Origin of the sequence: Micromonospora sp. DT233 (assembly GCF_049841815.1) — a bacterium.
Lineage (GTDB): Bacteria > Actinomycetota > Actinomycetes > Mycobacteriales > Micromonosporaceae > Micromonospora.
In genome coordinates this window covers 489904-515154 of sequence record NZ_JBNCLB010000002.1, presented here as the reverse complement: position 1 = coordinate 515154, position 25251 = coordinate 489904, and the positions used below count along the sequence as shown (strand labels likewise).

26 protein-coding genes and 1 riboswitch are annotated in these 25251 nt (G+C 73.8%); of the genes, 14 read left to right on the top strand and 12 right to left on the bottom strand.

Annotated features, from left to right (window positions below):
- The first annotated feature begins 29 nt into the window (after nt 1-29).
- Nucleotides 30-1334 carry an ABC transporter ATP-binding protein gene (locus ACLQ2V_RS06490; RefSeq protein WP_425717742.1) on the top strand — a complete coding sequence of 435 codons (1305 nt, stop codon included), beginning with the start codon at nt 30-32 and terminating at the stop codon, nt 1332-1334.
- A gap of 114 nt (nt 1335-1448) precedes the next feature.
- Complete coding sequence (locus ACLQ2V_RS06485; RefSeq protein ID WP_425717442.1) at nt 1449-2684, top strand: hypothetical protein; 1236 nt, start codon at nt 1449-1451, stop codon at nt 2682-2684.
- 76 nt (nt 2685-2760) lie between these two features.
- On the opposite strand, the gene ACLQ2V_RS06480 is transcribed toward ACLQ2V_RS06485, so the two are convergent.
- Nucleotides 2761-4965, bottom strand: coding sequence for a protein kinase domain-containing protein (locus ACLQ2V_RS06480; RefSeq protein ID WP_425717441.1), 2205 nt, complete (start codon nt 4963-4965; stop codon nt 2761-2763).
- 624 nt (nt 4966-5589) lie between these two features.
- On the opposite strand from ACLQ2V_RS06480, the gene ACLQ2V_RS06475 reads away from it, so the two are divergent.
- The 3 genes from ACLQ2V_RS06475 to ACLQ2V_RS06465 all read left to right on the top strand — a co-directional run bounded on the left by ACLQ2V_RS06475 (nt 5590) and on the right by ACLQ2V_RS06465 (nt 9262).
- Nucleotides 5590-6057 (top strand): DUF4442 domain-containing protein, encoded by a 468-nt coding sequence (locus tag ACLQ2V_RS06475; RefSeq protein ID WP_425717440.1) that lies wholly within the window; start codon nt 5590-5592, stop codon nt 6055-6057.
- A gap of 83 nt (nt 6058-6140) precedes the next feature.
- Nucleotides 6141-6893 carry a beta-phosphoglucomutase family hydrolase gene (locus ACLQ2V_RS06470; RefSeq protein ID WP_425717439.1) on the top strand — a complete coding sequence of 251 codons (753 nt, stop codon included), beginning with the start codon at nt 6141-6143 and terminating at the stop codon, nt 6891-6893.
- A complete protein-coding gene (locus tag ACLQ2V_RS06465) occupies nt 6890-9262 on the top strand; it encodes a glycoside hydrolase family 65 protein (RefSeq protein ID WP_425717438.1) in 2373 nt (790 codons plus the stop codon). Before ACLQ2V_RS06470 ends, ACLQ2V_RS06465 begins: the two co-directional genes overlap by 4 nt.
- A 187-nt stretch (nt 9263-9449) precedes the next feature.
- Here the strand turns inward: ACLQ2V_RS06465 and ACLQ2V_RS06460 are convergent, their stop codons facing one another.
- The 3 genes from ACLQ2V_RS06460 to ACLQ2V_RS06450 form a co-directional block, all read right to left on the bottom strand.
- Complete coding sequence (locus ACLQ2V_RS06460; protein WP_425717437.1) at nt 9450-9632, bottom strand: hypothetical protein; 183 nt, start codon at nt 9630-9632, stop codon at nt 9450-9452.
- Nucleotides 9633-9757: 125 nt separating this feature from the next.
- Nucleotides 9758-10129: a thioredoxin gene (gene trxA / locus ACLQ2V_RS06455; protein WP_425717436.1), complete on the bottom strand. Its 372-nt coding sequence runs from the start codon at nt 10127-10129 to the stop codon at nt 9758-9760.
- Entirely contained in the window at nt 10099-10491 is a 393-nt protein-coding gene (locus tag ACLQ2V_RS06450) for a MerR family transcriptional regulator (RefSeq protein ID WP_425717435.1), read from the bottom strand. The genes trxA and ACLQ2V_RS06450 overlap by 31 nt, the downstream gene beginning before the upstream one ends.
- Before the next feature lie 158 nt (nt 10492-10649).
- Here ACLQ2V_RS06450 and ACLQ2V_RS06445 point away from each other — a divergent pair, with 158 nt between their 5' ends.
- The gene (locus ACLQ2V_RS06445; RefSeq protein ID WP_425717434.1) at nt 10650-11333 is read left to right on the top strand and encodes a dienelactone hydrolase family protein; all 684 of its coding nucleotides are present in this window, start codon (nt 10650-10652) and stop codon (nt 11331-11333) included.
- A gap of 85 nt (nt 11334-11418) precedes the next feature.
- On the opposite strand, the gene ACLQ2V_RS06440 is transcribed toward ACLQ2V_RS06445, so the two are convergent.
- Complete coding sequence (locus ACLQ2V_RS06440; RefSeq protein WP_425717433.1) at nt 11419-12537, bottom strand: AI-2E family transporter; 1119 nt, start codon at nt 12535-12537, stop codon at nt 11419-11421.
- 487 nt (nt 12538-13024) lie between these two features.
- Between ACLQ2V_RS06440 and ACLQ2V_RS06435 the strand changes: the two genes are divergently transcribed.
- Both ACLQ2V_RS06435 and ACLQ2V_RS06430 read left to right on the top strand, forming a co-directional pair.
- Entirely contained in the window at nt 13025-13210 is a 186-nt protein-coding gene (locus ACLQ2V_RS06435) for an antitoxin (RefSeq protein ID WP_425717432.1), read from the top strand.
- 292 nt (nt 13211-13502) lie between these two features.
- Nucleotides 13503-13751, top strand: coding sequence for a ferredoxin (locus tag ACLQ2V_RS06430; RefSeq protein ID WP_425717431.1), 249 nt, complete (start codon nt 13503-13505; stop codon nt 13749-13751).
- 142 nt (nt 13752-13893) lie between these two features.
- Here ACLQ2V_RS06430 and ACLQ2V_RS06425 read toward each other — a convergent pair whose 3' ends face one another.
- The 4 genes from ACLQ2V_RS06425 to ACLQ2V_RS06410 form a co-directional block, all read right to left on the bottom strand.
- Nucleotides 13894-14229 carry a YkvA family protein gene (locus ACLQ2V_RS06425; protein WP_425717430.1) on the bottom strand — a complete coding sequence of 112 codons (336 nt, stop codon included), beginning with the start codon at nt 14227-14229 and terminating at the stop codon, nt 13894-13896.
- 85 nt (nt 14230-14314) lie between these two features.
- Nucleotides 14315-15175, bottom strand: a complete 861-nt coding sequence (locus ACLQ2V_RS06420; RefSeq protein WP_425717429.1) for a hypothetical protein — start codon at nt 15173-15175, stop codon at nt 14315-14317.
- Nucleotides 15176-15423: 248 nt separating this feature from the next.
- Complete coding sequence (locus tag ACLQ2V_RS06415; protein ID WP_425717428.1) at nt 15424-15861, bottom strand: hypothetical protein; 438 nt, start codon at nt 15859-15861, stop codon at nt 15424-15426.
- 88 nt (nt 15862-15949) lie between these two features.
- Nucleotides 15950-16279 carry a helix-turn-helix transcriptional regulator gene (locus ACLQ2V_RS06410; protein ID WP_425717427.1) on the bottom strand — a complete coding sequence of 110 codons (330 nt, stop codon included), beginning with the start codon at nt 16277-16279 and terminating at the stop codon, nt 15950-15952.
- A gap of 237 nt (nt 16280-16516) precedes the next feature.
- On the opposite strand from ACLQ2V_RS06410, the gene ACLQ2V_RS06405 reads away from it, so the two are divergent.
- Nucleotides 16517-17293 (top strand): carbonic anhydrase, encoded by a 777-nt coding sequence (locus tag ACLQ2V_RS06405; protein ID WP_425717741.1) that lies wholly within the window; start codon nt 16517-16519, stop codon nt 17291-17293.
- Between the two features lie 102 nt (nt 17294-17395).
- Here ACLQ2V_RS06405 and ACLQ2V_RS06400 read toward each other — a convergent pair whose 3' ends face one another.
- A complete protein-coding gene (locus tag ACLQ2V_RS06400) occupies nt 17396-18418 on the bottom strand; it encodes a coiled-coil domain-containing protein (RefSeq protein WP_425717426.1) in 1023 nt (340 codons plus the stop codon).
- Nucleotides 18419-18422: 4 nt separating this feature from the next.
- Nucleotides 18423-18553, bottom strand: a riboswitch (cyclic di-AMP (ydaO/yuaA leader).
- 309 nt (nt 18554-18862) lie between these two features.
- Nucleotides 18863-19165, bottom strand: coding sequence for a metal-sensitive transcriptional regulator (locus ACLQ2V_RS06395; protein ID WP_425717425.1), 303 nt, complete (start codon nt 19163-19165; stop codon nt 18863-18865).
- A gap of 150 nt (nt 19166-19315) precedes the next feature.
- On the opposite strand from ACLQ2V_RS06395, the gene ACLQ2V_RS06390 reads away from it, so the two are divergent.
- The 5 genes from ACLQ2V_RS06390 (at nt 19316) to ACLQ2V_RS06370 (ending at nt 23814) form a co-directional block, all read left to right on the top strand.
- The gene (locus tag ACLQ2V_RS06390) at nt 19316-19525 is read left to right on the top strand and encodes a heavy-metal-associated domain-containing protein (protein WP_425717424.1); all 210 of its coding nucleotides are present in this window, start codon (nt 19316-19318) and stop codon (nt 19523-19525) included.
- A gap of 93 nt (nt 19526-19618) precedes the next feature.
- Entirely contained in the window at nt 19619-20584 is a 966-nt protein-coding gene (locus tag ACLQ2V_RS06385) for a hypothetical protein (protein WP_425717423.1), read from the top strand.
- A 14-nt stretch (nt 20585-20598) separates the two neighbouring features.
- The gene (locus tag ACLQ2V_RS06380) at nt 20599-22857 is read left to right on the top strand and encodes a heavy metal translocating P-type ATPase (protein WP_425717422.1); all 2259 of its coding nucleotides are present in this window, start codon (nt 20599-20601) and stop codon (nt 22855-22857) included.
- Nucleotides 22858-22985: 128 nt separating this feature from the next.
- On the top strand, nt 22986-23159 hold the full coding sequence (locus tag ACLQ2V_RS06375; protein ID WP_425717421.1) for a CsbD family protein: 174 nt from the start codon (nt 22986-22988) through the stop codon (nt 23157-23159).
- Nucleotides 23160-23313: 154 nt separating this feature from the next.
- On the top strand, nt 23314-23814 hold the full coding sequence (locus tag ACLQ2V_RS06370; protein WP_425717420.1) for a hypothetical protein: 501 nt from the start codon (nt 23314-23316) through the stop codon (nt 23812-23814).
- 25 nt (nt 23815-23839) lie between these two features.
- Here the strand turns inward: ACLQ2V_RS06370 and ACLQ2V_RS06365 are convergent, their stop codons facing one another.
- On the bottom strand, nt 23840-25087 hold the full coding sequence (locus ACLQ2V_RS06365) for a DUF2786 domain-containing protein (protein WP_425717419.1): 1248 nt from the start codon (nt 25085-25087) through the stop codon (nt 23840-23842).
- Between the last annotated feature and the right edge of the window lie 164 nt (nt 25088-25251).

Sequence of the window (25251 nt, the reverse complement as noted above, 5' to 3'; positions counted from 1 at the left end):
GACTGTGCCTAGGAGCGGGGGAGGTGACGGTGACCACCGTCGCGCTCAAGGATGTGACCAAGGTATTCCGGGACGGGACGATCGCCGTCGACAAGCTCAACCTCGACGTCAACGACGGCGAGTTCATGGTCCTGCTGGGGCCGTCCGGCTGCGGGAAGTCCACCGTCCTGCGCATGATCGCGGGGCTGGAGGAGCCCACCTCCGGTGCGGTGCTGCTCGGCGGCGACCTGGTCAACGACCTGGAACCCGGCGACCGGGGGATCGCCATGGTCTTCCAGGACTTCGCCCTCTATCCGCACATGACCGTCGGCGGCAACCTCGCCTTCCCGCTGCGGCTGGCCGGGATCGAGCCGTCGCCGCGCGAGGAACGCGTCGCCGACGTGGCCAGCGCGCTGGGCATCGGCGACATGCTGGGCCGCAAGCCCAGCCAGCTCTCCGGCGGGCAGCGCCAGCGGGTCGCCATGGGGCGGGCCATCGTCCGCCGACCGGGCCTGTTCCTGATGGACGAGCCGCTGTCCAACCTCGACAGCGGCCTCCGCGCCGAGCTGCGGGCGGAGATCTCCGGGCTGACCCGGGAGCTGGGCGTCACCACCATCTACGTCACCCACGACCAGGCCGAGGCGCTGACCATGGCCGACCGGGTGGCCATCATGCGCAAGGGCGTGCTCCAGGACGTCGGCACCCCCACCCAGGTGTACGGGCGGCCGGCGACCCTCTACGTCGCCGCGTTCCTCGGCAGCCCCCGGATGAACCTGCTGGAGGCGTCGGTCTACGTCCACCTGGACCGCTACATCACGCTGAGCCTCGGCGACCAGGCCCTGCACCTGCCGTGGGACGACATCCGCAGTCGCGCGGTCGCGCACTACCACGGGGAGCGAATAGTGATCGGGATGCGGGCGGAGGCGCTCACCCCGGTCGCCCCGGACGCGCCGGGGCACGTGCTGATGGGCCGCATCCGCTACCTGGAGCACCACGGCCACGAGTCGCTGGCCTTCGTCGACATCGGCGCCACCGCGGTCGTGGTCGACCAGATGGGCACCCCGGTCCAGGACGTCGCCGGTCCGCGCGGCCGGAGCAGGCTCGGGCAGGTCATGCAGCGGCTCACCGGCCGGGGCGGCGAGGCGGAGCAGCCCGCCGCCGAGCCTGCGGGGGACAACCGGGCCAGCGTGCTCAGCGACCCCGGCCGACACCACCGCCGCCCGGCGGAGCTGGCGGTCCGGCTCGCCCCGTACCCGGCGGTCGGCCCCGGTCACCCGCTGGCCGTCTCCGTACGCATGGACGCCCTGCACTTCTTCGACGAGCGCGGCGACCGGATCGACGTCGGTTGGCGCTAGACCGTCGACGGCGGTCAACGCTGGAGCGCGCGGCGGGGCAGCCGGCGGGCCGCCGATGCCCTACGGTCAGCAAACCCAGTCCAAGGTGTACGGCAGGAGAGAAGAGGCTCGCCCGTGTCGGAGAACCGCCCCGGCCCGCTCGTCATCGAGCGCATCCTGCGTGACCGGCAGGGGATCTGGCAGCAGATCGTGGCCGACCAGGACCTCAACACCCTGACCGTACGGATGCTCGTCAGCTCCGGCATCGCCCTGGCCTGCTACGGCGCGGTGCTGGGCTCGTTCCACAGCGTGCTGATGGCGCTCACCTCGGCGGTCAAGCTGCCCCTGCTCTTCCTGGTCACGCTCGCCATCTGCCTCCCCACGCTCTACCTGTTCAACCTGGTCTTCGGGGCCCGGCTGTCGGTGCGGCAGTCGCTGGCGCTGGTGCTGGTGGCGATCACCGTCACGTCGATGCTGGCCGTGGCGTTCGCGCCGATCAGCCTCTTCTTCCTGATCACCGCCCCCGACTACGGGTTCTTCAAGCTGCTCAACGTCGCCATCCTGACGCTGAGCGCGGTGGTCGGGCTGCGCTTCCTGACGGGCGGCATGCAGGTGCTCAACGAGCACGGCCTGCTCACCCCGGAGGCCGCACCCGCCGAGTCCCCGGCCACCGTCACCCCGGCTGCCGTCGCGCCTGCCGCCGTGGCCGCCCCGGCTGCCGTTACGCCCGTTGCCGTGGGGGCCCCGGCGGTCGTGGTTCCGGTGCCGGTGGCGGTCGGGGCGAACGGCACCGACGCCGAGGCCGCCGCCCTGCCCGCGTCGGCCGGCGATGGCACTGCCGCTGCGGCCCCGGCGCAGGCACCCGCAGTCCCGCCCGAGGCCGCACCTGTTCAGGCCGCACCTGTTCAGGCCGCACCTGTTCAGGCCGCACCTGTTCAGGCCGCACCTGTTCAGGCCGTGCCCGGTCAGGCCGTGCCCGGTCAGGCCGTGCCCGGTCAGGCCGTGCCCGGTCAGGCCGGGCCGGGGCAGCTCGCGCCGGGGTACCTCGTGTCCGGTCAGGGTCAGCCCGGCCAGTTCGTGCCGGTGCAGTTCGTACCCGGTCAGGCCGGGCTGGGGATGCCGCCCGGCGGGTACCCGGCGGGGCCGTACCAGCACTGGCCCCGGCCGGAGGCCCGGCGGCCGGCGGCCGAGCGCCCGGCCAGCATGACCCTGCTGTACGTGTGGATCCTGCTCTTCGGCTTCGTCGGCACCCAGCTCGCCTGGACGCTGCGCCCGTTCTTCGGCAGCCCTGGGGAGGGCTTCGCCCTGTTCCGCAGCATCGAGGGCAACTTCTACGCCGAAATCATCCGCACCATCGGCAACCTGTTCTAGCCGACCAATTGAGTAGATCTTGGAAGCAAATGGCCCCTCCGGGGGCCGGAATCTTCCAAGATCTACGCGGTCTCGATCATGCCGTGCGCCAACTTTGGCTGGGGGTGCTGTTGCAGTCCCAGAGGCGGAGGTGGGTGCCGTTGTCGGGGCTGCCGCCGGGCACCTCGACGCACTTGACCGGGTTGAGGGCGACCAGGTCGCCCCACTTGTTCAGGATGAACTGCTGCCGGATGCTGCCCGTGCAGGCGGCGATCCGCAGCTTCGCGCCGCTGTCGGTGCCGGTGGTCTCCAGGCATCTGCCCAGCGCCCGCAGCGTGCGGTCTGCGGCGAGGGTGAATCGCTGCCCGACGACGCCCTGGCAGTCCCACGCCTGGATCGGATGAGGGCTGTCCGGGAAGCCACCGGGCACGTCGATGCACTTGCCGTTGGCGTTGTTGACGATGAGCCGGTCGCTGAACCCGGGCGGCGCGGACGTGCGGCTGTTCGCGGGGCGCGGCGTGCGCTGCGGGGTGACGGTGACGCGCGGGGAGGGCGTGGAGCTGCGGGTCGGCCGGGCCGACGCCGAGGTCGGGGCCGGCGAGGCCGTTGGCCGCTGCGCGCGGAAGCCGTCCAGGACCAGGGCGAGGGCGCTCTCCCCGGCCGCCCACCCGGCGTCGGGGGTGGTCCATTCGATCGCGTACGTCTGGCCGTTCTCGGCGGCGACGAAGGTACGGCTGAGGGCGCGCATCCGCGTACCGCTGGGGTGGGCGTAGGCCCATTCGCGTTCCACCGCCCGCGCCCGGTAGTTGACGCTGTGCAGGTGCAGCGGCTCGTAGCCCGGATACCGGCCGGTCTTGCGGTCGGCGGCCTCCGCGGCCTTGGCCTGCGTCAGCAGATCGGCCTTCGGGGTGCCGAGGGCGTCGACGGCCAACACCCGCCGGCTGTCCAGCTCGTGGAACTCGACGCGGGTGCCGTCACGAAGCTGCTGCCAGCCGTCCGGCACCGGCACGGAGAAGCCGGGACTGTCGGTGTAGTAGTGCCAACCGGCCATCGCCGCCGGGGTCGGCGACGTCGAGGTGCCGGCCACCGGCCCGTCGGTGGCGTCGTCGGCGAGGACGTTGCCGATCAGCGGCGGTACGGCGACGACACCGACCAGGACCACGGCCGCGACGGTGGCGACGGCGACCATCAACCGACGCTTCCGCTTCGCGGCAACGGCAGCGGCAACGGCAACGGCAGCGGGGGCGGCAGCGGTGGAGGTGATGGCGGTGGCCACGGTGGCGGTCGAGGCGGTGCTAGGCACGCCCACGGTCGAGGCGGCGGCGATGGGTGCCGTGACCGGGTCACCCGGTCGGGCGGTCGTACTGCCGGGCGTCTGCTGGGTCGGCTCCTGGCCCGGCCCCCAGCCCGCCGGGATGCCCACCGGCGTCGTCACCGTGGCCGCGCCCGCCGCCGAGGGCGGGGTGGCTGCCGGGGCGGGGTGCTCGGTGGTCGCCTGCCGCAGGAGGCGCTCGGCTTCCTCGACGTCGATGCGCTGGCGGGGGTCCTTGCGCAGCAGCCCTTCGAGCGCCGGGGTCAGCGCGCCCGCGCGCTGCGGCGGCGTCGGCTCGGCGGTGGCGAGGGCGGTCAACGTCGCGATGGAGGACGAGCGGGCGTACGGCGGTTGGCCCTCCACGGCGGCGTAGAGCGTCGCGCCGAGGGACCACAGGTCGGCGGCCGGGCCGGTCTCGCCGTCGGTGAGCCGCTCCGGGGCGAGGTACGAGGGTGACCCGAGCACGATCCCGGTGCGGGTCATGCTGGGGTCGTCGGGCGTGGTGGCCAGGCCGAAGTCGGTCAGCTTCACCCGGCCGTTCTCGCCGATCAGCACGTTCGCCGGCTTGACGTCGCGGTGCAGCAGCCCGGCCTGGTGGGCGGCGCGCAGCGCCGCGAGCACGGCCAGGCCGATCCGCGCCACCTGGGCCGGCGGCAGCGGGCCGCTCTCGGCGAGCACCGTCTGCAACGACCGGGACGGCACGAATTCCATCACGATCCACGGCTCGCCGTCGGCGTGCAGCACGTCGAAGATGCGTACCACGTTGCTCTGGTCCAGGCGGGCGATGGCCCGCGCCTCGCGCATGGACCGTTCGCGCAGCTCGCGGCGCTCGTCGTCGGTCAGACCCGGCGGCGACACCAGTTCCTTGATCGCCACGTCCCGGCGCAGCGTCTCGTCGCGGGCCAGCCAGACCCGCCCCATGCCGCCCTGTCCGATCAGGCTGACGAGCCGGTACCGGCCTGCGATCGAACGCTGTGGAGTGTCGGGCACAGAGAGACGGTACCGGCACGGAAGTCGATGAACGCGCCGGCCGTCGCCGACGGACCTGCGACGGGACCTTCGAGACGGGGCTACGGCGGGGTCGGGGGTTGGCCGGTGGCCGGGCGACGGTACGGGCCCCAGGCGACGAAGCGGGTGAAGAGGTCGCGCGGCGCGGGGCCGTCGTCGGGGTTGAGCCGGTACAGGTCCCGGGTCGCACCCCCACCGGCCCAGCCGTCCGACTCGGCGGACGCGTGTGTGTAGAGGTGTGCAGATGACCCGAATGCCGATGGTGGACCTTTTCGCCGGGGAGATGCGCCGGCTGCGCGACGACGCGGGCCGTCGCATGAGGCCCTCGGCGAGCGGGTGAGCTACTCGGCGTCGCTGGTGGCGGCGGTCGAACAGTGCCGCCGGGCTGGTCGAGGCGGCCCGCCACCCCCGGATGCACCTACACCTGGTGCCGCGCGGCGTCGCCCTGGCCCTCACCCGTCGATCATGGAGTTGTGGTGCCGGGAATCTCCGAATTTGTCGCTTGCGTCACCCACCACGACTCCATGATCGGCGCGGCTCTGCCCCGGGGCGCCGGCTTGGGTGGAATGGGTTGTCGGGTAAGTTACTGGGGAGTAGCGTTCCGGCATGAGTATCGACTCTCGGCAGGTGGCCGCCGGTGTGCTGGCGGCCGTGCCCTTCGCTCGTACGCTCGGCATCGAGTTCGTCGAGGTGGCCCCCGAGGCGCAGGGCGGGGTGCGGGCCGTGGTCCGGCTGCCCGACTCGTCGGCCCACCACAACCACATCGGCGGCCCGCACGCCGGGGCGATGTTCACCCTCGGCGAGACCGCCTCCGGCGCGGTGGTGATGGCCGCCTTCGGGGAACTCCTCGACCGGGCGGTGCCGCTGGCCGTGCGGGCGGAGATCGCGTACCGGAAGGTGGCGCTCGGGCCGGTGCTCGCCACCGCGCGGCTCGGGCGGCCCGCGCCCGAGGTGGTCGCCGAGCTGGAGGACGGTCGGCGGCCGGAGTTCCCGGTCGAGGTCGAGATCGCCACCGAGGACGGCACGCCGACCGGCGCGATGACCGTGACCTGGACGCTGCGCCCCAACCGCTGAGGGCGAACCCGGGACCTTAGTCCCGTCAGCAGGGGCGGGGTGGGAATCACGATTGCTGGGATTCCCGTGGAAGGATTCGGGGCGTGCTAGGGCTACCTGCTGACGTGACCGCCTGCCTCTTCGACCTGGACGGTGTGCTGACGCAGACCGCCCGAGTGCACAATGCCGCCTGGGCGCAGACGTTCGACATCTTCTTGAAACGACACGCCGAGGCCACCGGGGAGCCGTTCCGGCCCTTCGATCCCGGGCCGGACTACAACCGCTACGTCGACGGTAGACCCCGCGCCGACGGGGTGCGCTCCTTCCTCGCCTCCCGGGGGATCACCCTGCCCGAGGGCTCGCCCGACGACCCGCCGGAGGCGGACACGATCAACGGGGTGGGCAATCGCAAGAACGTCGTCCTGCTGGACCGCCTGCGCACCGTCGGCGTCGAGGTCTACCCCGGCTCGGTGACGTACCTGCGGGCGGTGGCCGACGCCGGCCTGCGCCGCGCGGTGGTCTCCGCGAGCGCCAACTGCCGGGAGGTCGTCGCGGCGGCCGGGCTGGAGCCGATGCTGGAGGCCCGCATCGACGGGGTGATCGCCCGTGAGCAGGGATTACGCGGCAAGCCGCACCCCGATACCTTCCTCGCGGGGGCTAAGTTGCTGGGGGTGGACCCGAGCCGGGCGGTCGTCTTCGAGGACGCGCTGGCCGGGGTCGCCGCCGGCCGGGCCGGGGGATTCCGGTACGTCGTCGGCGTCGACCGGGTGGGTCAGGCCGACGAACTGCTGGCGCATGGGGCGGACATCGTGGTGACCGACCTCGCCGACCTCATCGACAGGGGGACCCCCGCATGATCCGCGAACGCGCCTACCCGGTCGAGCCGTGGCACGTCCGGGAGACCCGCCTCGACCTGGACGTCCTCGCCCAGTCCGAGTCGGTCTTCGCGCTCTCCAACGGCCACATCGGCCTGCGCGGCAACCTCGACGAGGGGGAGCCGCACGGCCTGCCCGGCACGTACCTGAACTCCTTCTTCGAGCTGCGCCCGCTGCCGTACGCCGAAGCCGGCTTCGGCTTCCCCGAATCCGGTCAGACCGTCGTCAACGTCACCAACGGCAAGCTGATCCGACTGCTGGTCGACGACGAGCCGCTCGACGTCCGCTACGGCGAGGTGCTCGCCCACGAACGGATCCTCGACCTGCGCGCCGGCACCCTGCACCGGGAGCTGCACTGGCGCTCCCCGGCGGGCCGGGAGGTCAAGGTCCGCAGCACCCGGCTGGTGTCGTTCACCCAGCGCTCCGTGGCCGCCATCAACTACGAGGTCGAGGCGGTCGACGGGCCCATCCGGCTGACCCTCCAGTCCGAGCTGGTGGCCAACGAGGCCCTTCCCGCGCAGAGCCGCGACCCCCGGGTGGCGGCGGTGCTGGAATCGCCGTTGCAGGCCGAGGAGGACCTGACCAACGACGACGGCGGGCTGCTGATCCACCGGACCAAGCGCAGCGGCCTGCGGGTCGCCGCCGCCATGGACCACGACGTGCACGCGCCGGGCCGCACCAGCACGGAATCCGAGGGGTACGAGGACTGGGTCCGTACCACCGTCGGGTGCGTGCTCTCCCCCGGCGAGACGCTGCGGGTGGTCAAATACCTGGCGTACGGCTGGTCGAGCCGGCGGTCGCTGCCGGCGCTGCGCGACCAGGTCGGCGCGGCGCTGGCCGCGGCCCGCCTGGACGGCTGGGACGGGCTGCGCCGGGCGCAGCGCGAATACCTCGACGAGTTCTGGGACAACGCCGACGTGCGGGTCGACGGCGACCCGGAGGTGCAGCAGGCGGTGCGCTTCGGGCTCTTCCACGTCCTCCAGGCCGGGGCGCGGGCGGAACGCCGGCCGATCGCCGCGAAGGGCCTCACCGGCCCCGGCTACGACGGGCACGCGTTCTGGGACACCGAGATGTTCGTGCTGCCCGTGCTCACCTACACCCAGCCGAGCGCCGTCCGCGACGCCCTGTACTGGCGGCACTCCACCCTCGCCCAGGCCCAGGACCGGGCCCGCACGCTCAACCTCGCCGGCGCGGCCTTCCCGTGGCGCACCATCGAGGGGCCGGAGTCGTCGGCGTACTGGCCGGCCGGGACGGCGGCCTTCCACATCGCCGCCGACGTCGCCGACGCGCTGCGCCGGTACACGCTGGCCACCGGCGACGAGCAGGTGGAACGGGAGATCGGCCTGGAACTGCTGGTCGAGACGGCCCGGCTGTGGCGCTCCCTCGGCCACCACGACCGGCGCGGGCGGTTCCACATCGACGGGGTCACCGGCCCCGACGAGTACACCGCCGTCAAGGACGACAACATCTACACCAACCTGATGGCGCAGCGGAACCTCATCACCGCCGCCGACTGCGCGATGCGCTTCCGCGACGAGGCCATCGACCTCGGGGTCACCGAGGAGGAGGCGGCGGCCTGGCGGGACGCGGCGAACGCCATGTGGGTGCCGTACGACGAGGCGCTCGACGTGCACGAGCCGGTCGAGGGCTTCGGTCGGCTCCAGGAGTGGGACTTCGAGCACACCCCGGCCGAGAAGTACCCGCTGCTGCTGCACTACCCGTACTTCGACCTGTACCGCAAGCAGGTGATCAAGCAGGCCGACCTGGTGCTGGCGATGCACTGGCGCGGGGACGCGTTCACCGACGAGGAGAAGCTGCGCAACTTCCTCTACTGCGAGCGGCGGACGGTCCGGGACTCCTCCCTGTCGGCCTGCACCCAGTCGGTCATGGCGGCCGAGGTCGGCTTCCTGGAGCTGGCGCACCGGTACCTGCGCGAGGGCGCGCTGATGGACCTGCACGACCTCAACGAGAACACCCGCGACGGCGTGCACATGGCGTCGCTGGCGGGGGCCTGGATCGCCCTGGTTGCCGGGTTCGGCGGGCTGCGCGACCACGACGGGATGCTGACGTTCGCGCCCCGGCTCTCCAGCCGGCTCAACCGGCTGGAGTTCTCGTTGCAGTGGCGGGGCAAGCGGCTGCACGTCGACGTCCGGCAGCACGAGACGACGTACGCGCTGCGGCACGGCGGGGCCGACGACGTGATCGAGCTGCGCCACCACGGGGAGAAGGTCCGGGTCACCCACGCCGAGCCGGTCACCGTGCCGGTGCCGCCGTTCACCCCGCCCACGCACCAGCCGGAGCAGCCGCCGGGCCGCGCCCCCCTGATGCACCTCCCGGAAAACGTCAGCTGACCGTCGCCCCCGGCCCCCGCCCCCGGCCCCCGGCCCTTACCCAACCCCACCCCACCCCACCCAACCCCACCCCGGCCTAGGCCCCGTTGATCAAGAGGTTTGCGTCAATCTTGATCTCCCGGTTGACGCAAACCTCTTGATCAACGGGATGGGTGGGTGGGGGGGGGTGGGGCCGGGGGGTGGGGGGTCAGAATTGGGGGCCGTTGGAGGGGTGGCCGGTCGCGTCGTGCGGGGCGACCGTGCGCGGGTCGTCGGCGGTGCGGGCCTGCGCCGCCTCGTCCGCCCAGTCCCCGCCGCGCTCGGCGTCGGTTTCCGGCCGGTCGTCCCGCTCGGTGGTCTGCTGGCGGGAGCTGTCCTGCTTGCGGGCCATGACGATCCTCGCGATCGGTCGGGGCGCGGGGCGCGCCGGTGCTGCGGACACCCCCCGCCTTCCCGGTCGGCCCGGCCGCAAACGACGCCCCGACGGGGACGGCCCGTTTGCCGCGGGGGCGCCGCTTACCCCTTCAGGTGCTGGGCGAAGCTCTGCCGCAGGTGGTTCTTCGGGCGGGACCCGACGATCGAGCCGAGCACCGCACCGTCGCGGAACACCAGCAGCGTCGGCAGCGACATCACCTGGTACGCCCGCGTGGTCGCCGGGTTCTCGTCGGTGTTCAGCTTGACGATCCGCAGCCGCTTGCCGAACTCCACGGCCAGCTCGGCGAGGCTCCGCGAGATCGCCAGGCAGGGCGGGCACCACTCCGCCCAGAAGTCGACGACCACGGGCCGGTCGGCGGCGAGCACCGTCTGGGCGAACGTGGCGTCGGTGACGACGGTCAGCGGGGACGTTCCGGTGTCTTTCAGCAGGGACGCTTCCGTATCTTGAGGCATGTCTTCTCCCGGTTGATGATGGCCTGGGTGAGCTGGTCGTGCAGTTGCCGGCGGACCGACCCGAGCCGATCGAGGTAGTCGTCCACCTCGGCGAGCTTGCGGCGCAGCACGGCCACCGAGTCCGGGCAGGCGTCCCCGGAGGCGTGACCGGCCCGCAGACAGGCCACGAAGGGCCGGATGTCGTCCAGGCCGAAGCCGACCGCCAGCAGGGCGCGGATCTCGCGTACGACCCGCAGCTCCGCCTCGTCGTAGACCCGGTAGCCGTTGGCCGACCGGCGGGGCCGGACCAGCCCCTGCGTCTCGTAGTACCGCAGCGCCCGGGTGCTCGTGCCGGTGCTCTGCGCCAGCTCGCCGATCCGCATCCGGCCCCCTCCGGCCCTTCCGCCCGATCCCTGCCCGCCACGCTAAACCTTGTCGTCGGCGTCAGGGCAACACCTCGTCCTCGGTGTCGGGGCGACGACGCATCCCGGCCGCCGGGCCGGGTAACCGGGCGGGACCGGCAGCGAAAGGGGTGGGTGCGATGGCGACACGCGGAGAGGTGAGCCCGACGACCCGGGGCGAAGCGGTCACGATCCCGGCGGGGGACGCCCGGCTGGCCGCCGACGTGCTGCTCCCCGACGGCGCGGTGGGGGCGGTCCTCTTCGCGCACGGCAGCGGCAGCTCGCGGCACAGCCCCCGCAACACCGCCGTCGCGGGGGTGCTGCACGGGCGGGCGCTCGGCACGGTGCTGGTCGACCTGCTCACCGGCGAGGAGGACCGGGTGGACGCCCGCACGGCCGAACTCCGCTTCGACATCGGGCTGCTGGCCAACCGGCTGGCCGCGATCGTCGACTGGATGGGCACGGAGCCGACCCTGGGCCGGCTCCCGGTGGGCCTCTTCGGCGCGAGCACCGGGGCCGCCGCCGCCCTGGTCGCCGCCGCCGCCCGCCCCGATCGGGTACGCGCGGTGGTGTCCCGGGGCGGCCGACCCGACCTCGCGGGCCCCGCCCTGTCCGAGGTCCGTGCCCCGACGCTGCTGCTCGTCGGCGGCCTCGACGAGCAGGTGATCGCCCTCAACGAGCAGGCGATGGCCGACCTGGGCGAGGTGGGCGAGCTGCGGGTGGTGCCCGGTGCCACCCACCTGTTCGAGGAGCCGGGCACGCTGGAGCAGGTGGCCGACGCGGCGGCCGGCTGGTTCGCCGACCACCTGCCGCCGCGTCGCTGACCCGCCCCGCCGGGCCGCTTAGTCCCGCCTCGGCGGGTCGCCTACCGCCCCGCCGGGCCGCTCAGCCCCGCCGGGCCGCAGGGCCTCAGGCGGGCTCGGCCGGGCGCCGCGCGCCCTCCCGGTGCCGCTGCACGGTGTCGATCACCCGGTACGCGACCGCGGTGATCGGCACCGAGACGAACGCCCCGGCGATCCCGGCGATGAGCGTGCCGGCCGTGACCGCCACCAGGATCACCGCCGGGTGCAACCTGACCTGGCGCTTCATCACCAGCGGCTCCAGCAGGTTCCCCTCGACCTGTTGCACGACGATCACGGCGCCGAGGGTGAACAGGGCGATGGCGGGCCCCTTGGCGGCGAGCGCCACCAGCACCGCCACCGCCCCCGCCACGGTCGCCCCGATGATCGGCACGAACCCGCCGAGGAAGGTGATCAGGGCCAGCGGCAGGGCCAGCGGCACCCCGAGCAGCACCAGGGCCGCGCCGATCCCGATTGCGTCGATCGCCGCGATCAGCATCGTCCCCCGGCTGTACGAGCCGAGCGTCCGCCAGCCCGCCCGGCCCGCCTCGGCGGCGACCTCCCGCTTCGGCCCGGTGGTGCGGCGCAGCACCCACTGCCACATCGAGCGGCCGTCCTTGAGCAGGAAGAAGAGCAGCACCAGGGAGAGCAGGACGGAGCCGAGCACCTCGGTGACCGTGCGGGCCCCGCCGACCGGGTCGGGGGTGCTCCCGCCCATCCCGTCGCGGGCCTGCTGGACCAGCTTGTCGAGCTGGGCGTCGGTCACCGGGAGCGTGGAGGTGACGAAGTCCCGGGTCCGTTGCAGGCCCTGGTCGAGTTCCTGGCTCAGCTCGCCGAACTGGCTCGCCGTCAGGTTCCACACCAGCACCCCGAGGCCCACCAGGATGCCCAGCAGGAGCAGGACGCTGAACAGGGCGGCCAGCCCCGCCGGCAGCCGTAGCCGACGCAGCAGGAGCAGCACCGGGTCCAGCAGCGCGGTGAGGAAGAGCGTCACCGCCAGCGCGATGGCCAGCGGCGCCAGCAGCACGGCGATCTTCCCGACCAGGTACAGGCCGGCGACGACCACCACCAGGCAGGCGCTCCACAGCACCACCGAGCGGACCAGCCAGGGCAGGCCGGCCCACGCCTGCCGGGGACCCGCCCCGGCCGGTACCCCGGCCGCCTCGGTCCCCGCCGTCGTGGCTCCCACCGTCAGGGGTGTTGCCACCCCGGGCCGCGCCGTGGGATTCGCGTCGCCCGTCGTACCCCCGGGTGTTTGCCCGGCACCGTCCTCGACCACGTTGGCCCTCCTCGATCTCGGCGGTGTCCGTACCCCTCCGTCCACTCTGCGACACCCCGGCCGCCCGCGCGGCGGCCCCGCAGGGTTGTCGTCCGGCCGTGCGCGCGGATCGTAGGCCCTCCCGCGGGCCCGCCGTCGGAGGGGCATGAGCCGTTGAACCGTCGCGGCGACCGGGGGTGGGCGGGGTGATCAACACGGCGTCATTGACATCGCGCACGTCGAGCGGGCGGAGGCCGCCGTGTCAGGCACATGAAGTCGATCAACGGCGGGTCGAGTCCAATGGCGCGGTGATGTGAACTCTGTGGGGTCCCCGCCGGTGAGCCGGCCGGTCCGGTGCTCGGTTTGTGGGGGGTGACCTGGGGAAGGCTTTGAGTACGACCCAGTGGAGGAGGACCGCATGAGCGACTTCATGGACAAGGCCAAGAATCTCGCCGACAAGCACGACAAGCAGGTCGACCAGGGCATCGACAAGGCCGGCGACGCGGCCGACCAGCGTACCGGGGGCAAGTACGACAGCCAGATCGACAAGGGCGTCGACGCGGCCCAGCAGCGCACCGGCGAGGGCGACACCGCGCCCCGCTGACACCGCCCCCGCGTTCCGGGGTCGCCGTTCTGGGCGACCCCGGAAACTGTCTTCCGCGTGAGCGCCGCCGGAGCGCCGGTTGCGCGTCGCCCGAGCGCCGGTTGCGCGTCGCCCGAGCGCCGGTTGCGCGTCGCCCGAGCGCCGGTTGCGCGCCGGCGGGTCCCGTTCGGACGGACGAAATCCGCTCCGGCCACTGGCACGGAATCGACCTTCCTCGCTACGATCCGCATTCGTGGCATGACTCGGCGTGGGCCGCGTCCGGGTGCTCGGACGCGCGACGGAGGAGGATCAGGTGAACGCGGAGGAGGAGGCGACCGCCGCCGAGTGGCGGTTGCACGTCGACCCGACCCGGTGCATCGGCTCGGGAATCTGCGCCAGCGCCGCGCCCGAGCACTTCGGGCTGGTGGAAGGGCTGTCCCGGCCGCTGGCCGAGCGGGTGACGCCGGCGGGAGCGGTGGTCGACGCCGCCGACTCCTGCCCGATGGAGGCGATCCTCGTCTCCGACGTGGAGAGTCGTCGGCGGATCGCCCCCAGCCCCTGACCCGGCGAGCCGCCCGGGTGCCGACAGGATGCCGGCCGTCTCGCCCGCGACGGGGCGGCCGTCTTACCCGTCAGGCGCAGCGAAGCTCGCCACAGAACCGCTGACCCCGATCCGCAGGGGCGGGTCCGACTGCCGCCCGGCGTCAGGTCACTCGGCGGTGGGACTCCTCGGCGCGCGGCTCCGGCTGGCCGGGCAGTTGCCGGCGGGCGGCGCGGTGCTTCCGCACGAGCCCGCCCAGGTAGAGCACGGCGGCGGCGAGGACGCCGATGTCGTCCAGGTAGATCGGGTCGGGCAGCACGTCGACCGGGAAGATCGTGTAGACCAGCGCGCCCCAGAAGGCGACCTTGCCGCCGACGCCCAGCGTGCCGAGCATCTTGCGGGTGCGGACGAGCCGGATGGCGAGCAGGACGGCACCGACCAGCGTCGCCAGGGCGACGAGCCCGGCCAGCCCCACCAAGACCCACTGCTCCTGCGACATGCTGCCACGCTAGCCGGGATACCCCGATCGCGCTCGATCAGAGGATCGCCCGATCGGGGGACGTGGGTCGGGGCGGCCGGTGGTGTCAGGCCGGGACAGCGGCGCGGCCCCGGGCGACGACGGTGGCGCGCCCCCGAGGCGAGGTCGTCGCCTCCCGGGTGGCGGTCGGCACCGCGCGGCCGATCGCCGGCAGCGGGCGGGTCTGCTCGACGGCCGGGGACGGTTCGTCGATCACCCCGGGCAGCAGGGGCTCCTCCGGCGTGGCGGGCACGGTGGCGGCGAACGCCTCCTCCCGCAGGCTGCGCGCGGCGACGGCGGCCTGCTCGGCGGTGCGCCAGGCGGCCTGCTCCCGCACCCGGGCGGCCTGCTGCCGGGCGTGCAGATGGTCGCGCACGGCACGGCGCAGCACCAACTCCTGCTCGACCGGGTGCAACCGGGGATCCCACCCACCCCGGTGCGCGAAGACGTCGCTGAGCTGCTCCTCCGACAGCTCCCGACGCCAGTACGCGGCCAGCGCGGCCCGGTGCAGGTAACGCTCGCGGTCGGCGTACTCGGCGGGGGTGCGCTCGGTCAGCGGGCGGCGATGGGCGGCGGCACCGGCCAACCGGCGGACGGCGGCCTCGGCGGCCTCGCATGCCTGCCAGGCGGCCTCGGCCTCCTCCTGGGCGGCGAGCCATTCGGCCCGCAGCCGGCCGGCGGTGACCGCCGCCCGCTGCGCCGCGGTCGCCACCTCCTCGGCGTAGCGGAGGTGTTCCCGGTCCTGGGCCGCCTGCTCCAACGGGCTTGGCATGGCGGCGTCGCGGAACCGCCCGCCGATCGCGGAGCGGAGCAGATCCGGCCGGACGATCAGGCAGGTCACGGCGATGGCGACGATGCCGAGCAGGGCCAGCCAGATGACGGCGGCCCGGGGCACGTCGATCAGGACGGAGGAGAGTGCGGTCTGCATGAGGGGCACCTCGGGTGGGACGACGTGGGGCGGGCGGGATCAGACGTGTGCGGGCGGCGGGCCGGGCCGTCAGCGCTGCGGATGACGGCGGGTGGCGTTGCGCGTGGCCGCCGGCGGCGCAGGGGCGTCGGCACCCCTCGTGGGACCCGACGCGGCGCAGGGGCGGCGTCCACGCCGCTGCGCCGGGATCCGGCGCGGTGCCGGCGAGCGCGGTGCTCCGGCGGGGCGGAGCGGCGTGGGCGGCCCGGTCAGCGCCGGGGCGGACCGCGTCGGACGACGATGCCGGCCGTCGGGTCGACGGCGGGACGGCCGAGCGAGATGCTCTCGGCCGGGGCGCCGGTCAGCGGGGTCACGGCCGGGCGCAGGGCGGTCTCGAGGGTGCGCGGGGCCCGGCGGGCGGCCGGCTCGGCACGCAGCTCGGTGGGGCCGGGGCGCAGCGCGTCCACCCGACTGGTCACCACGACGGGGCGAGAAGCCCCGGCGTGGACGGCGGGAGCAGGGGAGGCGGCGACGGCGGGGGAGGCGGTCGTCAGGGCGGAGACGCCACCGAGGCCGACGGCCAGGACCAGGGCGGTCAGCGCGAGACGCCCCAACTCCCCGAGGCGGCGCAGCGTCGTCTGCCACGGCGGGCGGGACTCGCGCAGCAGCGCCCGCCGGGAGGGGCGGGCGAACGCTACGGACTGCACCACACCAACTTAGCCCCGTCGCGTCCGGCTCGCAGCTTCGGCGAGCCCGCGTCCCGTGGGGTGGGCGGGGGCGGATCGGTGCCGAGGGTCAGGATCCGGGGCTTGCCTCGGCCCCGTCGACCGTGAAGAGGGCGAGCAGGTCGCCGACCTGCCGGTCGGACTCGGCCGGGTGGCGGAAGTGGCCCCTCGGATTGACCGTGTACTCGTTGCGCCGGCCCACCCGGGTGCGCCGCAGGTAGCCACCGGCCTCCAGATCCGCCACGATCGCCTGGGCGGCCCGTTCGGTGACGCCCACCTCCTCGGCGACGTCACGGAGCCGTGCGGTGGGGTTCCTGGCGATGGCAAGCAGCACGTGGGCGTGATTGGTGAGGAAGGTCCAGTTTCGGGCGCTCCCACTTGCGCCTGCCGTCGTCGTCATTCCGACATGCTATGGCGCATCCGCGATTCGTATGTTCCTGGGCGGCCGAGATTCGGTCCCCGGCCGAAGATCGTTGCCGCGGTGGGACCCCTGTCGCCGCCGGGCGCAAGCCCCTCATTACGTATGAAATGCATATCACGTAAAGCTTGACGTACCTTTAACTGCGTGTGACCGTTGGGGGACTGTTCGCGCGGGCAAAAGGGCAGGTGGTGGGGCATGAGCGAGCTGAGCACGTCGATGGTGGGGTCCCCGGTCGAGTGGGCCGATCCCCCGCCGGAGGCCGCACCCCCCGGCGACCGCCGGGCCGCGTGCGACCCCGGGCGGGCGCTCGCCGAGCTGTACGACGGCAACCACCGCTTCGTCACCGGCGTGCCGCACCACCCGAACCAGGACGCCGACCGCCGCGCCGCCGTCGCCGACGGTCAGCACCCGTTCGCGGTGATCGTCGGCTGCTCCGACTCCCGGTTGGCCGCCGAGATCATCTTCGACCGAGGGCTGGGCGACCTCTTCGTGGTCCGCACCGCCGGGCACACGGTCGGCCCCGAGGTGCTCGGCAGCGTCGAGTACGCGGTGACCGTGCTGGGCACCCCCCTGGTCGTGGTGCTCGGCCACGATTCCTGCGGCGCGGTGCAGGCCGCCAGGGCGGCGGCCAGCACCGGTGAGCCACCCGTCGGCCACCTGCGGGCCGTGGTGGACGCCGTGGTGCCCAGCCTGCAACGGGCCGCCGAGCGCGGGGTCGAGGACATCAACGACATCGTGGACATCCACATCGGGCAGACCGTCGAGGCGATGCTGGCCCGCTCCTCCGTGCTGGCCGCCGAGGTCGCCAACGGGCGGTGCACGGTGGTCGGGATGTCGTACCGGCTCAGCGCGGGCGGGGTGCGGACGGTGGCTGCGGTGCCCGCCGGCATCGTCCCCACCGTCGGCAACGCCTCGGCGGGCCCGGCGGGCCCGGACGCGATGGCGGCGGCCGGCGCCCCGGCCCCGGCAGCTTCGGCCGTGGCCGCCGCCTGAGCCACCCGGCCGAGCCCGCGACGGGAATTCGGTCGGGTCCGACGACGCGGCGAGGGCCGTTCCGCTTCGGCGGGACGGCCCTCGCTGGCGTGGTGCGCTCGGTCAGAGCAGCGACATGTGCACGTGGTCGGTGTGGTCGGAGGGCCCGCTGTAGGACTTCCAACCGGTCGCCGGGAACCAGATCTGCCTGTTCCAGATGACGTAGTAGATGCCGAGCCTGTCGGCGTTGCGGATGAGGAAGGCCGCCAGGTTGTTGCCGTACATCCGGGTGTCGTTGTTGTGCCAGCGGGAGAAGCCGCTGTTCTGCAACGACCAGTCGCAGGCCCGGCCCTTGGGATGCTCCCACGGCCCGCCCGGCCGGTAGCAGCCGACGAACCGCTTGAAGTTGGCCCGCCTGGTCTCCTTGTACGCGTGCAGCGTGCGCGGGGTGATGCAGCCGGAGGTGGTCGGGTCGTTCTCGCTGCACGACTCGGGGCGCCAGCCGCCGTCCGAGTCGCGGCCCGGTGCCATCCGGGCGGTCGGTGAGGTGGCGTTGACCAGCCCGCCGGTGAACCCCTCGCCGCCGACCAGCGCAAGGGACTCCTCGGCGTCCTGCTTCTTCTTCGCCATGACCGCGGTCTGCTTCTGCTGCTCGCGGATCTCGGCGTCGAGCGCGAGCTTGGCCAGCTCCGCGTCCTTCTTGGCCCGGTTGACCTCACCGAGCTTCCGAGCATTGATCATGTTGAGCTGATCCAGGGCGGTGGCGCGCTCGACGAACGAGTCCGGGGTGCCGCTGTCCAGCAGCATCCTCATCGCGCCGATCCGCCCGGTCCGGTACGCCTGGGCGGCCATCTCGCTGACCTGCGGGGCGAGCGAGTCCAACTCCTTCTCGGCCCGCTCCACCTCCTTGGCGAGCTGGGTCTGGCGCTTCTTGGACTTGGCGAGCTTCGACTTGGCCTGGGTGTAGTCGCGGTTGGCCGCCTCGATGACGTCCGTGATCAGCTTGGGCTCGTCGTCCTCCTCGTGCCCGGAGGGTTTGGGTGCCGAGGGCGCGCCCAGCGCCGGGGCTGCCGGCCCGGCGAGGACCGCGAACGCCGCGAACACGGCCACCACGGGCGTCAACCAGCGGCGTAGGGGTGCCGTCACAGTGTTCCCTTCCGTCGACCGCCGACCGGGTTAGCTGACGGGTTCGGGGCGGAAGTGGCCCCTACCGCTGGTGCGGATTCACCCCAGTTACCTGGTTCCCCGGTTCGTCTCGCGACGATTGGGCGGCGGCACCGCAGGCGCCGCTGCGCGCCTTCGGCGGTGACCGGCAGCGAGGTTACCCGAGATCGCCGCTGGGGATCTACGTCCGGATGCCGACTAAAAGCGTCATTTCGTGTTCACCCTCGGTGGCCAGTGACGTTGCTCTCACGCGCGCCCCGCGCCCGGTCACGCTCCGCAGTGCCGTTGCTCCCCATCCGTGCACGTCGAACCTTCGCCCGCCGCGACGACGTCCTTCGTCGATCTTGGAGTCGTGGTGCCTGGCGAAAGGCGCAGATCTTCACATTCCCGGCACCACGAGTCCATGATCCACGAGGCGGGTGGGGGTCAGCCGCGCTTCATCAGGCGGCCGACGGCGGCCATCATCTCGGTGGCCACCTCGTCGGCGCGGCCCTCGGCGGCACCCTCGCGCATGCAGTGCCGGGCGTGGCCGTCGAGCAGGCCCAGGGCGACCTTGTCCAGGGCGGCCTGGATCGCGGAGATCTGGGTGAGCACGTCGATGCAGTAGCGGTCCTCGTCGACCATCTTCTCGATGCCACGGACCTGGCCCTCCACGCGGCGGAGCCGCGCGAGCAGCTGATCCTTGCTGGCGGTGTACCCCCGGACGGGGGCGGGCGTCGGTCCGGTCATGGGCCGAGGATAGCGTACCCCTCGGGGGTATGTTACGGTCGTCCGTGCCGCCAATACCCCAACGGGGTATGGGTTGGTGAGGAATGCCGGTGGTCCGCGCCACGTCTACCCCCCGGGGGTAACGTTGGGCGCGGCGGAGAGGAGATTTCGATGGTCACCACGACGTACCAGGTGCAGGGCATGACCTGCGGGCACTGTGCCAGCTCGGTCAGTGCCGAGGTGGGCGCGATCCAGGGCGTCAGCGACGTCCAGGTGGACCTGGCCGCCGGCCGGGTCACCGTCACCAGCGACGCCCCGCTGGACGCCGACACCGTGCGCGCCGCCGTCGACGAGGCCGGCTACGAGCTCGTCGGCGCGTGACGCCGCCCGACGCAAGGAACGCGGCGCGTGACGCCGCCCGAGCCAAGGAACGCGGCGCGTGACGCCGCCGGACGCAGGGAACGAGGTGCCACGATGAACACGGCGACGAAGCTGAGCGGCTTCGCCCTCGGCCTCGCGGCGATGTTCGGCGCGGCGTACGGGGCCGGCCACCTGACCGGCCCCGTCACCCCGGCCGCCGAGAGCGGCCACGCCGCCGGTGACCCCGCCCACGCCGCCGGTGACCCCGCCCACGCCGAGGGCCACCCCGACGAGGGCGCGGCACCGGCCGGCACCCGCCTGCCCGGCGGCCTCCTCGTGGCCGACCAGGGCTACACCCTCGCCCCGCTGACCGCACCGGCCGGCGAGTTCGCCTTCAAGATCACCGGCCCGGACGGCGCGGCGGTCACCCGCTACGACGTCGCCCACGACCGGCGGATGCACCTGATCGTCGCCCGGCGGGACCTCTCCGGGTTCCGGCACGTCCACCCGGAGCTGACCCTCGACGGCACCTGGCGGGTGGCCTCCCCGCTCGCCGGCCCCGGCGTCTGGCGGGCGTTCGCCGACTTCACCCCCACCGGCGGCCCGGCGCTGACCCTCGGCGTCGACGTCACCGTGCCCGGCCCGGTGCCGGCCCGGCCGCTGCCCGCCCCGGCGACCAGCAGCACGGTCGACGGCTACACCGTCACCCTGGCCGGAGCGCCGCAACCGGGCCGGGCCACCGAGCTGACCCTGAGCGTCAGCCGGGGCGGCGCGCCCGTGGACGACCTGGAGCCCTACCTCGGCGCGTACGGGCACCTGGTCGCGCTGCGCCAGGGTGACCTGGCGTACCTGCACGTGCACCCGGAGGGGGCACCCGGCGACGGGCGGACCCCGGCCGGGCCGGCGGTGACCTTCTCCGCCGATTTCCCCTCGGCCGGCGCCTACCGGCTCTATCTCGACTTCCGGCACGGCGGGGCGGTGCACACCGCCGAGTTCACCGTCGTCGTCGGCACCCCGGCGTCGGCCGCCGCCGCCACCCCGACCGCCGGACACGGCGGCACCGGGCACGAGCACGACTGACCAGGAGGGCGGCGATGACCTCGCCCACACGACCGTTGCAGGTCGCACCGAACCGGATCGAGCTGACCATCGGCGGGATGACCTGCGCGTCCTGCGCCGCCCGGATCGAGAAGAAGCTCAACCGGATGGACGGCGTGACCGCCACGGTCAACTACGCCACCGAGAAGGCCACCGTCTCGTACGCCGACGAGGTCAGCACCGACGAGCTGATCGCCACGGTCGAGAAGACCGGCTACACCGCCGTCGTGCCGCCCCCGCCCGCCCCGGCCGGCGCGGAACCGGCCGCCGCCGTCGCGGTGGACGAGCTGCGCGGGCTGCGTACCCGGCTGTGGGTGTCGGTCGTGCTGGCCGTGCCCGTGATCGCGCTCGCCATGGTCCCGGCCTGGCAGTTCGAGTACTGGCAGTGGCTGTCGCTGACCCTGGCCGCCCCCGTGGTGGTCTACGGCGGCCTGCCGTTCCACCGGGCCGCGCTGATCAACCTGCGGCACGGCGCGGCCACCATGGACACGCTGGTCTCGCTGGGCACCCTGGTGGCGTTCGGCTGGTCGCTCTGGGCGCTCTTCCTCGGCGACGCCGGGATGCCCGGCATGACCCACCCGTTCCGCCTGGACATCACCCGCACCGACGGCGCCGGGAACATCTACCTGGAGGCGGCGGCCGGGGTGACCGTGTTCATCCTCGCCGGCCGGTACTTCGAGGCCCGCGCCAAGCGGACCGCCGGGTCCGCCCTGCGGGCCCTGCTGGAGCTGGGGGCCAAGGACGTCGCGGTGCTGCGCGGCGCGACGGAGACCCGGATCCCCGTCGACCAGCTCGCGGTGGGGGACCGGTTCGTGGTCCGCCCCGGCGAGAAGATCGCCACCGACGGGGTGGTCGACGAGGGCACCTCCGCCGTCGACGCGAGCATGCTCACCGGCGAGTCGGTCCCCGTCGAGGTCGGCCCCGGCGACACCGTGGTCGGCGCGACCGTGAACGCCGGTGGTCGGCTGGTGGTCACCGCCACCCGCATCGGCGGCGACACCCAGCTCGCCCAGATGGCGAAGCTGGTCGAGCAGGCCCAGACCGGCAAGGCGGCCGTGCAGCGGCTGGCCGACCGGATCTCCGGGGTCTTCGTGCCCATCGTGATCGCGCTGGCCGTCGGCACGCTCGGCTGGTGGCTCGGCTCCGGAGCCGGCGCGACCGCCGCGTTCACCGCCGCCGTGGCGGTGCTGATCATCGCCTGCCCGTGCGCCCTCGGCCTGGCCACGCCGACCGCGCTGCTGGTCGGCACCGGGCGCGGCGCGCAGCTCGGCATCCTGATCAAGGGCCCGGAGGTGCTGGAGTCCACCCGGCGGGTCGACACCGTGCTGCTGGACAAGACCGGCACCGTCACCACCGGGCGGATGACCCTGGTCGACGTGCTCCCCGCCGACGGCACCGACGCCGCCGAGCTGCTGCGGCTGGCCGGGGCGCTGGAGGCGGCCAGCGAGCACCCGATCGCCCGCGCCGTCGCCGCCGGGGCCGCCGAGGCGGGGCCGCTCGCCCCGGTCACCGGCTTCGCCAACGTCGACGGGCTCGGCGTCACCGGCACCGTCGAGGGGCGCGAGGTGATCGTCGGGCGCCTGCGGCTGCTGGTCGAGCGCGGACTCGACGTACCGGAGGCCGTCGAACGGGCGGCGACCGGCGCGGAGGCCGCCGGCCGGACGGCGGTGCTGGCCGGCTGGGACGGGCGGGCCCGGGGCGTCCTGGCGGTGGCCGACGTCGTCAAGCCGACCAGTGCGGCGGCGGTCGCCGGGCTGCGCGCCCTCGGCCTGAGCCCGGTGCTGCTCACCGGCGACAACGCCACCGTGGCCCACGCGGTCGCCCGCGAGGTCGGCATCACCGAGGTGACCGCCGAGGTGCTGCCCGCCGAGAAGGTGGACGTGGTCAAGCGGCTCCAGGAGCAGGGGCGGACCGTGGCGATGGTCGGCGACGGGATCAACGACGCCGCCGCGCTGGCCCAGGCCGACCTGGGGCTGGCCCTGGGCACCGGCACCGACGTGGCGATCGAGGCCAGCGACCTGACCCTGGTCCGGGGCGACCTGACCGCCGCCGTGGACGCGATCCGGCTCGCCCGCCGCACCCTGGCCGTCATCAGGGGCAACCTGTTCTGGGCCTTCGCCTACAACGTGGCTGCCCTGCCGCTGGCCGCCGCCGGCCTGCTCAACCCGATGATCGCCGGTGCCGCGATGGCCTTCTCCTCGGTCTTCGTCGTCGCCAACAGCCTCCGCCTGCGGCGCTTCCGGCCGGCGGCCTGACCGGCCCCGGCCCGGCGGCCTCGCTGCGACGGCGGTCACTTTCGGTGACTGATGGTTGAACGGCCGGGCTGCCGGGTACATCCAAGTCGTCGAAAGAGCTGAACAAGCCGCAATCGCTGGAGGTTCACATGGGTATCGACGACAAGATCGCCAACACGTCCGAGGACGCCGCCGGCAAGCTCAAGGAAGGCGCGGGTCGGGCCACCGACAACGAGCGCCTGGAGGCCGAGGGTCGCAACGACCAGGCCACCGCCAAGCTCAAGCAGGCCGGCGAGAAGATCAAGGACGCTTTCAAGAGCTGAACCAGCTCGTACGCGCGCCGGGCCGGCCCTTCGCCGGCCCGGCGTTTCGCGTCCCAGGCCGCCTACGGCGCGTGCGGGGTGGTGGGGGCCCGGCGGGCCCGGGTCGTGGCAGGCTGCGGCATGCTGGACGGCCCACAACCCGAACGGGGAGAACATGTCTCGTCTTGCCGTGACCATGCTCCGCGCCACCGCCCTGGTGAGCCTGGCCGCGTTCGCCGCCGGCTGCCAGTCGGGCTCCGACGGCGCGGGGGAACCGGCCGCCGTGTCGCCCACGACCGCCCCGGCCGCGCCGACCGACGACGAACCGGCCTCGTCGCCGAGCGCGGGCACGGCCGCCAACACCGACAAGGTCTGCCGGGCGGTCGACAAGCTGCTCCTGGCCGGGAGCAAGAAGCTGGCCGCCGACTCGGCGGCGGCCACCCGCGCGGAGGAGACCGGCGAGCAGCTCGAGGCCCGGCTCAAGGGGACCCTCGACGACCTCGCCGACGAGGTGCGCGCGCAGGCGAAGCGGGCCGAGGAGGGCGAGATCGAGGAACTGCTCACCGAGACCGCGAAGCAGCTCGACGCGGGCGCCCGCTCGAGCGACCCGGTGAAGTGGCTGAGCTCGACGTTCGTCGACATCCCGCCGAAGCTCACCCGGAACTGCCACGTCTGACCGGCCCTCGCCGGAGGCGGCGCGATCAGCGGGGCGGGCGGCCGCCGCGTACGGCTTTCGGTGGGCGTCCGGACGCCGCCAGCGACGCCCGGTCGGCGGCGGAGGTGCCGGAGCTCCAGCCCTCCTCGTCGGCGATGGTGAGCCGCTTGCTGGTGACGCCGGGGAAGAGGTCGTCCAGCCGTTCGCGGACCGCGTCGGTGCGGGCCGCCAGCACCGGCAGCAGCCGCTCCGCCCCGGGCTCCCGGGCCGCGTCGCGGCCGGCCTCCTCGGTTGCCGAGCGCAGCCGCTCGCCGATGCGCAGGGCGAACGCGTTCAGGAACGACTCGTCGTACGCCTTGGTGCGCCGGCTGCCGCCCTTCGGTCGGCGCTCGGTGCGGCCCCGCAGCATCGCGGCGGTGGCCTGCACCAGCAGCGAGGTGTAGAGCAGCTCGACGGCGGCCAGGTCGGCGGGGAAGCCGAGCACGGTGGCGAAGCCGAGGTCGTCGGACCAGATCGACTCGCACCGGTTCGCCGCCGCCACCTCCTGCACCAGCAGCGCCTTCGCCCCCGGGTAGGGCGGCTCCGTGCCCAGCCGCACCCCGCCGGGCCGGTCGGAGCGCTCGGCGGTCGCCGCCACCAGGGCCTCGTCGAGGCTGTGCCGGGCCATCAGCTCCTGCGCCTTGCCGGTCAGCGCCTCCGCCTCGGCCGGGAACGTGGTCGACTCGGCCTTGGCCAGCAGCGCCCGCACCCGGTCGAGCATCCGGGAACCGCTGCCGCCGCGCGGCGTCGCCGTCGCGGCGGCGGTCGAGCCGGGCGGGGGGCGGAGCACCGCGATCGGGGGCAGGCCCTCCACCAGCGCCAGCACGTCGACCGCGTCGCGCAGGGCGGCGATCCGGTCGGTGCCCTCCCGGGCCGCCCAGGCCGTCAGGTACGCCCGGTCGTCGTCCCACCACACCGCCGCGTCGAGGCCGGCGAGCTGGTCGTCCCACCATTCGGGAACCGGGTCGGGCAGGGCGCGACGCTGGGCGGCGACCAGGTCGACCGCCAGCCGCCCGGCCGGCGGGCCGAGCCGGCGGGCCGCGATCCGGACCAGGTCGGCCGGTTGCCAACCGCGCGGCCAGAGCCGGCCCACGGCGCGTACCAGGCGGGCCACCAGGGCGGCGTCGACCGCGGCGGGGCCGTCCGCGACGCCCGCGCCGACCACGAGCCGGTCCAGCTGCCGCTCCGCCGCGCGTACGTCGGCTCCGCGCGCCGCCGTCAGGGCGTCGGCGATCAACTCGTCGGCGTCCGGCACGGGGTTGTCCCTTCGTCGTTCCTGGTCCCCGATGTCCGGGCGGTGGGTGCAGTGCCCGAAGCTCCGGGCGGTGGGTGCAGTGCCCGAAGCTCCGGGCGGTGGGTGCAGTGCCCGAGGGTCGGGCGGTGGGTGCAGTGCCCGAAGCTCCGGGCGGTGGGTGCAGT